The organism is Paenibacillus sp. IHBB 3054 (assembly GCF_051594305.1).
GTDB lineage: Bacteria > Bacillota > Bacilli > Paenibacillales > Paenibacillaceae > Paenibacillus_AQ.
This window is the reverse complement of record NZ_JBOFBG010000054.1, coordinates 1-14,934: the sequence shown is the minus strand read 5'-3', so window position 1 is coordinate 14,934 and position 14,934 is coordinate 1. Positions and strand designations below refer to the sequence as shown.

Below are 14,934 nucleotides of genomic sequence, written 5' to 3'. Positions count from 1 at the left end.
GCCGATAGTGAGGAACGGCTAATAAACGCTTATCTAAATGCCTATTGGCACAGGATCAAACGCATGCCGTCGTTAAAGGATGTATTGAAAAAGACCAAGCGACGTCCGGAACAGACGCCGGACCAGATGCTTGCTATGGTTAATAATCTGAACGCTGCTTTTGGCGGAACAAGCGGGTGAATGAATGGCAGTTGTTAAAAACCTACTGATTCGGGCAGGGGCTGACTTTTCCGCCCTGCGAAGTGCGACCAGGCAGGCGCAGCGAGACCTAAATGGATTTAAGAGCAGTGTGGCCCGAACGGTTAAGGGGATCGGTGCTTTATTGGCTGGGATCGGAGCAGGATTTGCGATTGGTGGCGCAGTGAAGGATGCCATGCAATTTGAGGCAGCCATTATGCAAATCAACCGAACTTTGGGCAGCAGCGCCGGTGCCTTCCAAAAGTGGGCGAAGGAAAACGAGAAGACACTGGGCATGTCGTCGCTGGAGATTACCAAGTATGCTGCGGTATATTCCAATCTGATCAGCGGGTTCAGCGCCACGGTCGCCGAGACCACCCAGCGCACACAGGATCTATTAAAGGCTTCCGCGATCGTTGCAGCCGGGACAGGCCGGACGATGGAAGACACAATGGAACGTATCCGGTCGGGTTTGCTTGGTAACACTGAGGCGATTGAGGATTTAGGTATCAATGTCAATGTTGCTTTGCTGGAATCAACCCAAGCATTCCAAGCTTTTGCTAATGGACGCGGCTGGGATCAGATCGATTTTCAGACTCAGCAAACCATTCGACTTATGGCGATACTGGAGCAGGCAACAACCAAATACGGGACGACAGTCGCTGATAACACTGCCTACCGGCAGGCGGTTTTCGTGGCACAACTCAAAAACACAAGGCTTGCTCTCGGGCAGGCCTTTTTGCCGATTTATAATTTCATCCTGCCGGCATTGACCCGTTTGGCTTCCGCCTTAGCAACAGCGATGAATTTCGTTGCCCAGTTTACAACAGCGCTATTTGGTGGAAATGGACAAGTCAAAATGGCCGCAGCTCAAGCGGATGCCGTCAGTAGTATAGGTAGTGCTTATGGAGATGCAGCAGATAAAGCGACTGCTGCAGGCGATGCTGCTAAAAAGGCCGGGAAGAAGGCTCAGAAGTCAGTAGCTGGTTTTGATCAACTAAACCTAGTTGGTGATAAGTCTTCCGATTCAAGTGCGGCAGGTGGAGCTGAGGACTCTCTGATAGATCCTGGATCTATGAATGCAGATGCGGGAGCGGGAGCATTTGGGTCCATGGGCGCCGGTATGATTGATGTATCTGATAAAGCGAAGGCAATGGCTGCCAAGGTAAAACAGGCATTCGCCACAATGAAAAAGGTAATTGTGGATAACAAGGATATTATCATCGCTGCCTTATCTGGGCTTGCTGCGGCTTTTGCTGGCTTCTGGCTGGCGACTAGATGGGGAAGTGTCGTTACCTCCATCCAAACAGCAGGAAAGGCGATAATGGCGGTCTTAGCAGGCATATCTTGGCCGGTTGTGCTGGCTGTAGCCGCAATTGGTGCTTTAGTCGGAGCGTTCGTTTACTTTTACCGTACGAATGAGCAATTCCGAAACACGGTGCAGACCATTCTACAGCAGATAAAAGATGTGGTTGTTGAGCTATGGCAAAATGTCATGGTTCCATTCGGACAATGGCTCATGGACGTCTTGCCGAAAGCTTGGGAGGCCGTTGCTTCTGCGGCGGCAGCTGTGTGGGATGGTGTACTCGTTCCTTTTGGTAATTGGCTTGCAGATGTCATGCCAAAGGCTTGGCAGGTGGTTGCTGATGTCGCCATGTGGCTATGGGACAACGTTATGAAGCCTTTTGCTGCATGGCTGGCTGATGCCATGCCTAAAGCATGGAACGCCGTTAAAACGGCAGCGCTGTTCCTATGGAATGATGTACTAAAGCCTCTCGGTAACTTCCTACTATGGTTTTGGAAAGAAGTTATTGTCCCTTTGGCAAAAGTGCTCGGTGATGTGTTAGGAGTTGCTTTTAAGGTCGTTGCTGACATTGCGAAGTCGTTCTGGCAGAACGTCCTGGTTCCATTGGGCAAGGCGCTGTCTGAATTATTTAAACCGGCGGTAGAAGCTGTGTCTGCTGTCTTAACGTTCCTCTGGAAAAACGTGTTTACGCCACTTGCTTCATTCTTGGCTGGAACAGTAAAGGTTGTTTTCGAATCTCTGATCACAGTTATCACCTTCCTCTGGAAAAACGTGTTGAAACCTGTTGCTGAATATGTCGGAGGTGTATTTTCGGATGTATTTGACACGGTATTTCGGTCCATCGGGACAATCATCACTGGTCTTAAAACTTCCCTCATCGGAGTTCTTACCTTTATCACTGGCGTTTTTACAGGTGATTGGGGCAAAGCGTGGGAAGGGGTAAAGAAGATATTCAAAGGTGTGTTTGACTCATTGTACGGTATTGTTAAATTACCTCTAAACTTGATCATTGATGCAATCAACTCAGTGATTAAGGGGCTCAACAAAATACAGTTGGATATGCCGGAGTTCCTTGGCGGGAAGTCATTTGGAGTTAACATCCCCGAGGTACCGAAGCTTGCAAAAGGCGGTTTAGCTTACGGACCTACGCTGGCTATGGTTGGTGACAACCGGGGCGCCGCGTCAAACCCGGAGGTTGTCGCGCCGTTATCTACTCTGGAAGGGATTATTTCTGGAAGTAATGATAACCGTGAGGTCGTCACGGCGATAAATGAGCTGATTAGGACGGTTAAGTCATCCGGGGGCGATACAGTTCTGCAGGTAGGCGCAACAGAGATTGCCCGAGTGGTAGCGGCGGGTGCTAACGACGTTCTACGGCGGACAGGGAAGTCATTATTCAGTTCATAGAAAGGAGGAACCATCGTGCTTCAGATCAAAATTAACGGTGCTGTCATTGCCGCAACGCCGTCAGAGTTTCAGGTCGAAGTACTTGATCTGGATGACGCAGAAACCACAACGCGGACGGCCAATGGCGTTCTAAATCGGGACCGGGTAGCAGTCAAACGGCAGATACAAGTCAGTTGGCCTCCTATACCTATGAATAAAATGTCGGCACTGCTCAAGCAGATGTCCGGGGTATACTTCGAATTCACTTATCCGGATCCGATGGAAGGAAAGTATGTTACGAAGACAGTCTATGTAGGAAATCGGCCAGCGCCGATGGCTATTGAAAAGAATGGGGTGGTTTGGTGGGATTCACTTAAAGTAACCCTTACGGAGAAGTGATGCTATGTTCCCTATATCAACGATATTTTCAGATTATCTAAAGGGCTTTGATCATGAATTTCTGATTAAGGCTCTCATTGTCAATGAAGAATACGACAGTTCAAAAATCGTGGATTTCCAGATTGAAAGCAGCATTGTCAGCGGCAGCGAGTTTGAAATAGGTACGGCTATTCCGGCCAAGCTGACGATTAGGCTGCGGACTGCTGAGGAAATCCCGGCGAATGCCCGGATCATTCCTTATATTTCCCTGTCACTAGCCCGCATGACCTGGCTGGAAGCAAATATATCTTGGGAAGATAATGACTTCCCTTGGACTGGCGGCTCTACTGAGTGGATGCCATTAGGTGAGTTTTATGTGGACTCCCGGGAAAAGGTTAATGATGTATGGACATATAACTGCTATGACAAGCTTGTGTTTGCGGATCAGCCATATATCTCGTCTCTGACTTACACAACAACGCAGCAGGCAGTTTTTGACGAGATCTGTGACCGGCTCGGATATACCTACAACAGCAGCGTGGTAATCAATCCGTCTTATGTTGCTTCAGTGGCGCCAACAGGCTTTTCAATGCGGCAGGTGCTGGCTTACATTGCTGGAGTTAACTGTGGATCTCTGTTTATGGGCAAGGATGGTGTCCTCCGGATGAAACGGTTTGTTCCGGAATCACCAGTGTTCGACTATTCACGTTCTGACTATATCCGTGCCAAGCAGACCAATCCATTAAAGACGTATAGCCGTGTAGTGGTCACCTATGATACAGAGGACGATTTGGTGTATGAGGCTGGTACTGGCGATGAGAATCATACCCTGTACATTGAAAATCCATTAGCAACACAGGCCATCACAGACGCACTGTATGCCTGCCTGAGCGTCGTTTCATACTTACCCTATAATATGGATTCCCGAGGCTTTCCGCAGTTGGATGTAGGCGACAGGATAGGAATCGGGCTTTATGAGGGTACTTCATGGATGGAGACAATCACAGCCTGGGAAGATACAGACCTTCCTTGGACAGGGATTGTCCACTATGAGTCCTATATCTTCCATTCCACCATGAGTTTTAAGGGCGGAATACAGTTAAAGATAGAGGCGCCGTCTGTCGCTGAGCAGAAAAGCGAATTTGTTGTTCCTGGTCCACTTACAGAAGCGGTCAACAAGTTGGATAAGACATCAGTAAAAGAGGGCAAGCGTTATTATGGAACGACGATTACGCGGACTGAGGGCATCGTAGGGACTGTCGATGGCGGGGATGCTAAGGTTGTACTTAATGCTGACGAGCTCACTTTCTACGCTGGAGGTGAGAAAGCACTCTGGTTCGATCTGCTGAGTAAAAGATTCAAATTCAACGGCACCCTTGAGGCGGTAGACGGGATATTCAGCGGTAAGCTGCTGGGCGGCGAGATTGAGATCGGCAGCGGAAACAACATTTTTCGGGCTAGTGACTGGGGCATCTGGCTTGGGTCTTCGACATATGCTGATGCACCTTTCAAAGTTGATGTAGCGGGGCATATGGATGCTGTTGACGGGAGATTCAAAGGCACCATAGATGCGTCTATCATCAATGGTACTGATATCAATGGTGGTAAAGTTATCGGTGCCAAGTATATGACCACCGAAACGCTCTGGCCGCGAGTGGTGATTGATCCGTCGAGTGTGGCCTTTGGGGTGTACGCAGACGAGCATAATGGAATATTGATTCCTGCTTTTGCTGATGGAGTAAGCAAAATTCAACTCCTCGCAAATGGGAATGAATCTACGATTTACAATTCACCAGGTGTTGGACTTGCAATATCAGCATACTCAAATCTGACCTTGATCGGCGAAAACGTAAATATTACAGCGGCAGGATACGTCAATTTTCAGTCTTGGTCAGTCATTAGAAATAGTGTAGGTATAACGCTCCAAGAAGAACTGGATGCAATTCGGGCAGAGTTGGCAGGTAAAGCTAGTTCCTTCCACTATCACAGCGTAACAATACCTCCAGGCAGTGCAGGCGGAACCTTCACAACCAACTAGCCGTAATGGTATGATAGGAGAAATATACCATTCGGAGGTAGCGAAAAATGAAGAAATTTGTATCCGGGATAATAGTTGGGTTGTTATTGTTTTCTGGAGCATCTGTGTTTGCTGACTCAGTAAGCCTAGTAGGCCAGAAGGTTCAGGGGCTATTCAGTGTAGAAAAGAGCGGCAAAAAGATTGCTGACGCAGTAATTATCAATGGTTCAACCTATGCACCTGTCAGAGCCATAGCCGAAGCGACAGGCGCGAAATTAGATGTAAAGGGGAAAACGATTATTGTGCAAGAATCATCTTCCAATGTTGTTGATTCGAGCGAAGTAACTCAACCTGCTGAGCAAGTGGTGACCAAAGAGGATCTAACGTCTGCTATCGATAAGAAAAAAGAGCAAATCAAAGTCTTCAACGAAGTTAATATTAATACATGGGAATCAATGATCAGTGAGAACCCAAAATCATCATCTATACCTATGTGGCAAACTGCTCTCGAAAAAGCGAATACACAGTTGCAGAAACTTGAAGCGGAACTTGCAGATCTTCAGAGTCAGCTTACAGCCTTGCAAAAATAGTAAATCTCTCATTTACGTTGATATAGGACAATGGTAGTATAGGATAAAACTACCATTGGGGGGATTTATGATGAAGAAATTTGTTATAGGTTTTGTTTCTGGCGCTGTTCTTTTTAGCGGTGTGACAGTCTTTGCAGCAACGGGACTTTTGGGCCAGAAAGTTCAGAGCGTGGTAACGATAGAAAAAGGCGGAGTTAAAATTGCTGATGGTGCTGTGATTAATGGATCCATATACGCCCCGATACAAGCATTTGCAAAAGCCACTGGAACAGAAGTCACAATAAAGAATAAAAAGGTTACTATTGGAAGTCCATCCACTTCATCTTCTAACAGTGCCTCAGTTTCTAGCCGCGCAAATCCTACCGCTATAGGAACTACTGTTAATTTTAAAAACAAAAATGGCGGGTATTCCGGCACTGTATCTGTCACACAAGTTATTAGAGGTGCAGAAGCTTGGGAAACAGCAAAAGAGCAATATAAAGACTTTGCAAGTGAACCGGAATCTGGATACGAATACTTGTTTGTTAAAATTAAAGTGAACGTATTGAAAGTGGAGAAAACGGGAGCCACAGCCGACTTAAACCAATTTGATTATAAGCTCATATCGACATCAGGAACGGAATACGGTGCTGATATCGTTCTTTCGCCAGAACCGTCAATAAGTACAAATGTATATGCTGGATCTTCTCATGAAGGCTGGGTTGGATACAAAGTGAAAACGAGTGATGCTTCTCCGCTAATTGCTTTTTCTCGAAATTATGATGGAACTGGCGGGGTTTGGTTCAAGACAAAATAACATACTCTCACATACAGAGTCTCGCCAAACTTGGCGGGGCTTTTTATGTTGGAGAAAACGGAGGAAATGAAATGCATAATCTGAGGATCGAGGGACGGAAAATTTTCCTGGATGGTTTCGAAGTTAAGGGTGTTAACGGATATGAGTTGACGGCTGAAGGTCCTAATGGTGGAACTGAAGTAACGATACGGCTATCAATTGATGATGTACAGATAAAACCTAAGCAGTCGACTTATGTACAAGGAGGCATTGTTTCAGGAGATACATTGGCTATAGTGGGGCATGGTGACAATGAAAAGATAATTCCGATTGAAGGATTTAACATTTACCCTAAGTGTTATTTCGGCACCGAAGTATCAATTAAAGGATGTGCCGAGCAGTCATAAAAGCTATCGATGAGGTACAGCGGAGTACCGGAAACACGCCTTTAAAAATCTAATTAATGTTTTTTCCTTGAAACAAATGTTCGAAATAAGGAGGTTTTCCACTTGGCCACTATTAAGCCCACATTACAAATAGAGCTTGACCCCCGAAATCCGGTGCCCGAGATCTGTACCGTTATCTCGGCAGTTGTCTCTTACCACCCTGCAGTAGCCGAAGAGGCTATCATAAAGGGTCTTATGGAGTCACTTGAAAACAGATGGTCGGTCTTAAAGAAAGGAGCTGATAAAGATGCCAAACCGGTTCATGGACCTTCCAGGGCAGGAGCCGATCAGTGAGACTTATGATCGGATAGAATCTGGTTTTGATAATGTAGAAGCTGAGATGGATGCTGCAGCTGCTGTGTCTGAAGGCATTCAGTCTCAGGTTACGGCTCATAAGGATTCGACAGCTGCCCACACAGCGGTGCACATCACGTATAGCGGTGCAGTGGCTGGAGCTGCCAACATTCAAGAAGCTGTCGATTTTGTAGACGACCGACTCGATACAATCATCGTCGGCGGAAGCGAGGAAAAGGACCCAGAATTGACTGATATTAAGACGTCTGATCCTAGCTACACGCCCAGCCGGCCGATCACCGTTGCAGGCGATATGGTGCGGGATATGCAGCAGACGTTTAGTACGCAGTTGGCGGATACCACTCAGCTGCTCGACACCAAGGCGGATAAGGAGACGCAGCGATCGCCCATCCAGTATTACGGATACAGTCAGATTATCGCTGATTTTCCCGGTGAGGAGGGGTATTCACTAACCGGAGATATTGCATTCGCTGATGATCGAGAAGGGCCGACGGGGAAACTGTGGGCGTTCTATTTCAACTCCTATATCGGCATAGTGCGCTCGCATGTACCTTTTGTGGGCTGCCGCGCTACTGATTTCGGGGCTCCGTCTGTTGTGAATATTGGCGGACGCGTCAATCACTTTGTTCATATTGACGGTTTTTGGTACGTGGGCAGTGCTGGTAGCATATATAAGTTTAATGACGGAATTGATCATGATCCTACTTTAATAGCTACCTTATCGGCAGCTGGACAACACGGCGATCAGGTATTCGTTGCGAACCTGTGCGTGGACAAAGATGATACAACCGGCACATGGCACGCATGGTACGCCACATACAACGGCAGCGCAAGCGGCATCCGACACGCAACCGCTTTGTCTCCAAGCGGACCATGGACGATTGAGGCGGGATTTTGGATGGTGCCGACCGATATTGACTCGTCTCTAAACTGGCACCGGATCTATTACGTCATGCGGGACAAATGGGGGCGGCTGTGGTCTGTCGCCGGAGCTGGAGATAAGTGGGGAGGATCGGCGGAGCCGGATGCAGACGACGGAGCAAGCGTATGGGTGTCGCCTGTTGGATCGCTTTCAGCAAAACCCACACTCTGGCAGTGCTTGGTGCGTCCGCCATATTTCGAGCAGGTCCCGTTGGGCTGCCCGTTCTTTAACAATGCTTATGCCCCGGCCTTTCTACAAGACGGAGACGACTGGTATCTATTTGTTAATACGGGTGAATATGGACACGAGAGAATTGTAGAGTTGCGCCCAAATATGTCTGCTTCTTGGAACAGTACCTATGCGGATGCGCCGGATGTTCATCTGTCGAGTATCATGCAGCCGATCGAGCGAACAAAAGCATTTGTGAGGGGCGGGGTATTTAAGGTCACGTATGACGGGGCGTTACTCAACCTCAGCGCAACTGCCCAGTGGCACTCCATAAGGATCAGAATTTCGAATGTGAAAACGGGGGAAGTACTGAAGGAAATCTATCTCCAGAACGGAGCGAGCGCTTATGAATCCCGTTACTTCTCATTACCTTACATTTTAACGGTTCAGGATAGCCTGCAACTGCAGTTATCTGCTCAATATGAAGTAGGAGCAGGACAGGTCACTCCGTCTGATAGCCGGATTAGAGGCGTGTCTTTGTTGGTGGAGAAACTGTCCTAAAAGATAAAGCCTGCAGAATGACAACTGCAGGCTTCTTAATTAGGATTCGGGAGTTACTTTTTGATTACTGTTTTTATTAACGAGATTAAATCCCTTATTACTGAATCGTGCTATGAATTTCTTCCCTAGCAGTATAAATGGCTTCTCAACAAAGAGATATAGCACCCAGGAAAGCGCAAAGCTGAATACAAGCAATGTCAGCAAACCTAAAGCGAAAATCAGGTTTCTGTTATCTCCAAAAACAGCAGAATGCTTAACAAATGCTGCAAGAATAAGGTGCAAGCTTATCATATGTGTTAGATAGAGAGAGTATGAAATATCACTCCCGAAGACAGCGACCTTACTCGATAGCATCTTATTGAAAAAATTGATGAACCGATACAAGAGGGAGTTAACTTTCTGTAGGTTATCTGTAAATACCATAAGCAGGAAGAATACAATAAATGCTTTGCTAAGTAGGCTTTGAAACGGAATTATGATTATCGTTGCAATAATTAAATACTTGTAATTCATCTTCTTTAAGAGAACAGCTGCCACCACCATCCCGAGTATAAAAAGAGGGAACTTGAAGAAAAGAATTGTCTTCTGCGGAAAGTGCAGGTACTCAGTATTAAGATATTTGATAGTAAGTGATGCGATTATAGCCAAGATGATGAGCGGTATTAATCTGAACTTAGGTTTTCTAAAGCAGAGGAAGAAAAGTAACGGAAACACAACATAAAACTGCATCTCCAATGCTAAACTCCAGGCCGGGCCCAAGATGTCAATCGCATGTGCAGGGATGAACCCATGGAGGAAAAATAAATGCGATAACAGGCTGTAAACCGATCCGTTATTGATTACGTCTGCTGTACCCCACGGAAGCACCGTTTGTCCAGTAAAGTAGTCCATTATCTTCAGTCCATTGTTATATGTACTGTCTGCTAATATGTATGCTACTACAATAGAGATAAAGTATACCGGATAAAGACGGAAGATGCGGCGAGTAATAAATTTTATAGGCGTACTTCGTGAGTCAAAGGGTTCGATACTTTCTCTTGAATAGTAGCTATAGCACATCAAAAAACCAGTAATGATCATGAATCCATCTACGGCAGTATCGGGTTGAAGAATAATTTTGCTTAAAACGGGAATCTCAAAAAATGCTAACCCACCTACTGCCATGTAATAGTGCGCCAATAAAACCCATAGCGCAAGTAAAAACCTAGTGCCGTTAATAAATTTTGTGTTTGACATTTCAATCTCCTACTCTGTTTTATTTATATAAATAGAAATAACAAGATCCACATTAGACCTTGTTATTTAACAATCGTCTTTGCTTTGTCCAGACTTTAATCCATGTTCGATTTTCGTCGTCCTTGAAGAACTTAATTCCGATTAATGCTAAGGGGGTCCAAATTTCCTTGAAGTAGTAATTAGGCACAGCAATCCTCCTATCTTTCTTATTGTAATCTCCATTATACATTGGAAGATTGTTCCTACGTGTCGAAATTTGTAAGAATTCGAAAATTCGTTTTTGGACCATACTGTGCAACAAGGGAGGTGAGGCTTCGGCATGTAGAAATTAAATATCCATAGACGACACGCTCTAATAGGGCGTGTTTTTGTTTTGCCTCCGCAGATCCGGAGGCTATTTTCATTTACCACATAGAGAGAAGGGGGAGCGGTCACAATGCCAGACGGGGGAGCAGGACAACAAGGAGGGACTGGAGGTGTAAACAACTTGGAGAACCGCATGGAGGACGTAGAGAGCCGGCTGAGCGGTATGTCTGATGAACTGATGCGCTTCGGGGCCGAACACGTTACGTTTGTTGTGGAGCTGAAGCTGCTCAAGGAGAGGCAGTCGAGGCAGGAGGATGACGTCCGGCAGATCAAGGAGTCTACTGCGGAGATGAAGGTGCAATTCAACGAGATCATGCGCCGCTGGGACATCCTGGATGAGCGTATGTTTAAGATTTACGAACGCTCCCAGACAGACAGTTCAGCAGAGCGGAAGGTGTACATCGATCTGCTGAAATATGTGCTTGGCGGTACAGTTTTCGCCATTATCGCGTTCTTATTCAAAGGAGGCCTGTAATGCTTACTTTAGATCAGGTGAAGCTTAAATCGAAAGCTCGGATTGTTGGGCTGCAGCAGGTCATTGAAGCGGCTACGGTGGCGCTCATTGAGCGCTGCTATGCTCGTGGTGTCAATGTTGTCATTACCCAGGGGCTTAGGACGTATGCCGAGCAGGATGGACTATACGCAAAAGGACGGACATCGCAGCAGCTTGCTGCAGTCGGTTTGTCTTATGTGGCCGCGCAGCCAAATGAGCAAGTTGTCACGAAAGCCCGCGGCGGCTACAGTAATCATAATTTCGGCTGGGCGATTGACTTTGCATTGCTCCTGCCTGATGGACGTTCAGTATCCTGGGATACCCTGCGGGATGGTGACAAGGACAGCCTGCCGGACTGGTCTGAGGTGGTTGAGGAGGCCAAGAAGCTCGGGTTTGAGTGGGGTGGCGACTGGCGGACGTTTAAAGATATGCCACATCTGCAAATGGTCTTTGGTCTGTCTACAACACAGCTGCGTATTGGCCGGGAGCCATCAAAGGCTCAGATTGCTGCAGCTTATGCGGTGATCGATAAATTACAAGAGGAGGCGGAAGAATTGTCCCAAGCAGAGAAGCAGGAATTGGCCGCATTACGGTCAGAGGTTAAGGAGTTGGCTGCCGTGGTATCTGGGCTGTCCAAGAGTAAAGTAACTGAGCGAGTGAGCAAGCTGGAAGACAGGGCATCGATCAAGGCCCCTGAATGGGCTCAGCCTGCCGTAAAAGCTGCCGTCAACGCTGGTTTGATCGATACACCTGAAGGCGGAAGCCAGGATTTCTACCGGATCCTGACGGTGCTCGATCGAGCAGGCTTATTAACTACGATTCATGAGGGGGATAAATAAGATGAATAATCAAAATTTAACAGATGTTCTGGCCTTCGCTTCGGTGTTGGCCGTATTTGTGTTGGCCGCCGTGCAGTTCGTCAAGAACGCCGTCAACATTCCAAAGAATATGGTTCCTGTCGTAGGCTTGCTGGTAGGCCTGCTGATTGGTTTGGTAGCCTATCCGTTCACTGACCTTCCCATGGCGCTGCGGCTCTGGTCCGGGGCGCTGGCTGGGCTGTCAGCAACGGGGCTGTTTGAACTGGCGTTCAGCAAGCGGGACGGGACAACGAAGGAATAGACAAGTGTAGCTCGAACTGATATTATAAATTTACCAAATCCGGAAGCACCGGTAAGCCTCTGCCAGCGCAGGGGCTTTTTTCTTGTTGATTTAAGAACATATGTTTGGTTATAATACAAACAAACGTTCCTATATTGGAGGATGATCCTATGAAGATTGAGGCTGGTAAAATCATCGAGATCGTATATCTGGATCGCTCGGGAAAGATAACTCAACGGAATATTGAAGTGCATGGGGTGCGGGACGGACTAATCCGGGCGACTGATATTGGTTCCGGTGCACCGCGGGCCTTTCGCGAATCGAATATATTAGCTTGGCAGCCGACGAAGAAAGGAGTGACAGCTTCATGAATTATTTAACCCAACGACAGCGGGCGACGCTGCAGGCAATCGTAAAACTATCAGGTGAGCGCGGGTATCCACCGACCGTCCGGGAGATCATGAAGGAAGTCGGTCTGACATCCAGTTCGACCACCCAAAGCCTGCTTAATCAATTGCAAGCAAAGGGGTATATCGAGCGTCAGGGACATGCGTCACGAACATTGCGGGTGATAAAACATGCTTGATGATACACCACGTAAGCTGTTGAGGATTATGTATCACTTTAGTGGACACTTCCGGAGGATGCCAACACTGCCGGAGTTGGAGCGATTAAGTGGACGACTACCAGGGCCAATCAAAACAGGTATGCAGCAATTGGTTGAGCATAATTACATTGAATGGAACCACTCCCTGCCCGTGGAGACGGCCGTTATTATCGAGGGATGGGAAAGAGATACACGATATGATGAAGAGGAACTGACTGGACCGAGGAAGCCACAGCAAACACCTGCAGCAGGCAATACAGATTATTGGCAATATTACTGAGGAGGTAGGGCGATATGGCAGATAAGCTGAACAGTATATTTGATTGTAGTCGGATGATGCTCCCGGAGCACAAACGCCGGATTATTAATGATGAGCAGGAGCAAGGTTGGCGGGATCGGAAAATGCCGGTGCTGGACGCACAAGAATGGGAACTGATTGACCAGGCACTTATATACTCCATGCAGCAGCGACAGCAGATCACCGTAAATCTCTTTAACCTGGAGCAAGACATTAAACTTCGTGGTATGGTGCTTAAGGTAGATAGGCAACTTAGACGGATCAAGCTGCAGCTTGAAGATGATTACGATTGGGTCAAAATAGATGATCTTATTGGTGTGATTACATAGCAAACCCCCAGGGATATCGGATATCCCTGGGGGTTTTTGTTAAGCAGCAGATACGGTCAATAACATTATGATTTTATTCGGCAGTGCTATCTGCGCTATTCAATGCTGCCAGTACAATCTTTATATCCCTCACCTTCGCGAATGGCGTCCGGTCGCTTTCGGTAATAGATTCTATTTTCCCGAGCGCTGCGGCCCGGCGAAATCTCCCGTCACTTTTATCCAGATATCGCTCCATCATTTCCTTCGCTAGTTTCTCTATAGCGGCTTGTTGATCCAAACGCAGTCACCCCTTGTTAAATGAATTTGGTCCTGACTGTAAAACTTTGTATTTAATTACCGAAACAAGTTTCGACATTTAGTGACACAAAATATTCCAGCAACAGTTTAAAATGAATTCGAGAGCAAAATGCTCCCGTTCGAAGTAGGGAAGTGCGGATTTCCGCACAGCCTACTCCTTGTCGTCACGCACGACAATCCATTCGTGTAAATCTTCCATCCTACAGTTGAATATGAGAGATGCAGCATATTCGTCTTCCGGTTTCATTATTCTCTCATTATTGCAAAAATGGGAGATGATACGTTTGGGCCGACCGGATCGTTTGGCATACTCTGCTTGAGTCCAGCCTTTACTGTCGATCAAGTCCTGGAGTAGACATCTTCCGCGAGTTACGCGCAAGCTGTCAGTGCTCCTCTCAGTTAGGTTGCTATTCGAGCGAATTATATCACACAACCATCATGAGGTGAATTAATGAGAGAAATTGATCTGAACGACTTGTCTTATGCCGCGAAAATGAAATCGGACTTAATGTATCTCCTCTGGCGTCTCGAACAGGAAAATTTACCTAACCAAAAAATATTTAAAGAAGAACTAAGAGTAATTGTTGGTGAATTCATTGAATTCGAAAGTAATCTACAAGAATCCTTTCTAGCAAAATCCAATAATTAACTGTATTAAGGTATTGAAATGGGAACGTATGTTTGTGTATAATCCAAATATACTACAAGAAAGGGTGATGCGTATGACAGCAGTTCCTAAGCCGTCTAAAAGCAAGAAGATCAATGACATCCGCCCAAAGTTGGATGATTTCACTCAGGCAGAAATTGCAGAGAAATTACGAGAAGCTTGCGATAATAAAAAGACTGTTATATTATTCGCATGGAGGCAAGAACCAATTAAAGGTGAAGTCATGGAACTGGATGGCCAGACGCAATGCATACATATCCGAAAGGGATATGACAACACCATGAAAATACCTTTTAAGGATATCTTGAAAGTGGACGACCCGGGGGATTAATCCCGGGTTTCTCCTTTGTGGGATTTCCCACATCCTTCCCACAATAATTAAAAATCAGATACATTTTTCGGTGTAAGTAATGTACTATCTTGAATATAAAACCGCGCCATTATGCGATAAAAATAAACAATGTAATATCTGGATACCGTAGTCATGATGCGGGTGATCATG

19 protein-coding genes are annotated in these 14,934 nt (G+C 46.4%); 17 read left to right on the top strand and 2 right to left on the bottom strand.

Going from position 1 to position 14,934, the window contains the following annotated elements:
• Positions 1-184 precede the first annotated feature (184 nt).
• The 8 genes from ACQ76X_RS33020 (at position 185) to ACQ76X_RS32985 (ending at position 9,041) form a co-directional block, all read left to right on the top strand.
• Positions 185-2,890 carry a phage tail protein gene (locus ACQ76X_RS33020; protein ID WP_438498014.1) on the top strand — a complete coding sequence of 902 codons (2,706 nt, stop codon included), beginning with the start codon at positions 185-187 and terminating at the stop codon, positions 2,888-2,890.
• Between the two features lie 15 nt (positions 2,891-2,905).
• Positions 2,906-3,268 carry a DUF6711 family protein gene (locus tag ACQ76X_RS33015; RefSeq protein ID WP_438498013.1) on the top strand — a complete coding sequence of 121 codons (363 nt, stop codon included), beginning with the start codon at positions 2,906-2,908 and terminating at the stop codon, positions 3,266-3,268.
• Between the two features lie 4 nt (positions 3,269-3,272).
• Complete coding sequence (locus ACQ76X_RS33010; RefSeq protein ID WP_438498012.1) at positions 3,273-5,285, top strand: hypothetical protein; 2,013 nt, start codon at positions 3,273-3,275, stop codon at positions 5,283-5,285.
• 47 nt (positions 5,286-5,332) lie between these two features.
• Positions 5,333-5,854: a hypothetical protein gene (locus tag ACQ76X_RS33005; protein ID WP_438498011.1), complete on the top strand. Its 522-nt coding sequence runs from the start codon at positions 5,333-5,335 to the stop codon at positions 5,852-5,854.
• A gap of 67 nt (positions 5,855-5,921) precedes the next feature.
• Complete coding sequence (locus ACQ76X_RS33000) at positions 5,922-6,650, top strand: hypothetical protein (RefSeq protein WP_438498010.1); 729 nt, start codon at positions 5,922-5,924, stop codon at positions 6,648-6,650.
• Positions 6,651-6,721: 71 nt separating this feature from the next.
• Positions 6,722-7,036, top strand: coding sequence for a hypothetical protein (locus ACQ76X_RS32995; protein WP_438498009.1), 315 nt, complete (start codon positions 6,722-6,724; stop codon positions 7,034-7,036).
• A 102-nt stretch (positions 7,037-7,138) separates the two neighbouring features.
• Positions 7,139-7,369, top strand: a complete 231-nt coding sequence (locus tag ACQ76X_RS32990) for a hypothetical protein (RefSeq protein WP_438498008.1) — start codon at positions 7,139-7,141, stop codon at positions 7,367-7,369.
• Positions 7,323-9,041 (top strand): hypothetical protein, encoded by a 1,719-nt coding sequence (locus ACQ76X_RS32985; protein ID WP_438498007.1) that lies wholly within the window; start codon positions 7,323-7,325, stop codon positions 9,039-9,041. Before ACQ76X_RS32990 ends, ACQ76X_RS32985 begins: the two co-directional genes overlap by 47 nt.
• 39 nt (positions 9,042-9,080) lie before the next feature.
• Here ACQ76X_RS32985 and ACQ76X_RS32980 read toward each other — a convergent pair whose 3' ends face one another.
• Positions 9,081-10,277 carry an acyltransferase family protein gene (locus tag ACQ76X_RS32980; RefSeq protein WP_438498006.1) on the bottom strand — a complete coding sequence of 399 codons (1,197 nt, stop codon included), beginning with the start codon at positions 10,275-10,277 and terminating at the stop codon, positions 9,081-9,083.
• A 436-nt stretch (positions 10,278-10,713) separates the two neighbouring features.
• Here ACQ76X_RS32980 and ACQ76X_RS32975 point away from each other — a divergent pair, with 436 nt between their 5' ends.
• The 7 genes from ACQ76X_RS32975 to ACQ76X_RS32945 all read left to right on the top strand — a co-directional run bounded on the left by ACQ76X_RS32975 (position 10,714) and on the right by ACQ76X_RS32945 (position 13,468).
• A complete protein-coding gene (locus ACQ76X_RS32975) occupies positions 10,714-11,118 on the top strand; it encodes a hypothetical protein (RefSeq protein WP_438498004.1) in 405 nt (134 codons plus the stop codon).
• Positions 11,118-11,975 carry a M15 family metallopeptidase gene (locus tag ACQ76X_RS32970; protein ID WP_438498003.1) on the top strand — a complete coding sequence of 286 codons (858 nt, stop codon included), beginning with the start codon at positions 11,118-11,120 and terminating at the stop codon, positions 11,973-11,975. The genes ACQ76X_RS32975 and ACQ76X_RS32970 overlap by 1 nt, the downstream gene beginning before the upstream one ends.
• Before the next feature lies 1 nt (position 11,976).
• Positions 11,977-12,255, top strand: coding sequence for a holin (locus ACQ76X_RS32965; protein WP_438498002.1), 279 nt, complete (start codon positions 11,977-11,979; stop codon positions 12,253-12,255).
• Between the two features lie 149 nt (positions 12,256-12,404).
• Positions 12,405-12,605: a hypothetical protein gene (locus tag ACQ76X_RS32960; RefSeq protein WP_438498000.1), complete on the top strand. Its 201-nt coding sequence runs from the start codon at positions 12,405-12,407 to the stop codon at positions 12,603-12,605.
• Positions 12,602-12,820 carry a MarR family transcriptional regulator gene (locus ACQ76X_RS32955; protein WP_438497998.1) on the top strand — a complete coding sequence of 73 codons (219 nt, stop codon included), beginning with the start codon at positions 12,602-12,604 and terminating at the stop codon, positions 12,818-12,820. The genes ACQ76X_RS32960 and ACQ76X_RS32955 overlap by 4 nt, the downstream gene beginning before the upstream one ends.
• Positions 12,813-13,121: a hypothetical protein gene (locus ACQ76X_RS32950; RefSeq protein WP_438497997.1), complete on the top strand. Its 309-nt coding sequence runs from the start codon at positions 12,813-12,815 to the stop codon at positions 13,119-13,121. Before ACQ76X_RS32955 ends, ACQ76X_RS32950 begins: the two co-directional genes overlap by 8 nt.
• A gap of 14 nt (positions 13,122-13,135) precedes the next feature.
• Positions 13,136-13,468 (top strand): YolD-like family protein, encoded by a 333-nt coding sequence (locus ACQ76X_RS32945; protein ID WP_438497996.1) that lies wholly within the window; start codon positions 13,136-13,138, stop codon positions 13,466-13,468.
• A gap of 73 nt (positions 13,469-13,541) precedes the next feature.
• On the opposite strand, the gene ACQ76X_RS32940 is transcribed toward ACQ76X_RS32945, so the two are convergent.
• The gene (locus ACQ76X_RS32940; RefSeq protein ID WP_438497995.1) at positions 13,542-13,745 is read right to left on the bottom strand and encodes a hypothetical protein; all 204 of its coding nucleotides are present in this window, start codon (positions 13,743-13,745) and stop codon (positions 13,542-13,544) included.
• 471 nt (positions 13,746-14,216) lie between these two features.
• Here ACQ76X_RS32940 and ACQ76X_RS32935 point away from each other — a divergent pair, with 471 nt between their 5' ends.
• Positions 14,217-14,414, top strand: a complete 198-nt coding sequence (locus ACQ76X_RS32935; protein ID WP_438497994.1) for a hypothetical protein — start codon at positions 14,217-14,219, stop codon at positions 14,412-14,414.
• 73 nt (positions 14,415-14,487) lie between these two features.
• Positions 14,488-14,763, top strand: coding sequence for a YolD-like family protein (locus ACQ76X_RS32930; protein WP_438497993.1), 276 nt, complete (start codon positions 14,488-14,490; stop codon positions 14,761-14,763).
• Positions 14,764-14,934: the final 171 nt, after the last annotated feature.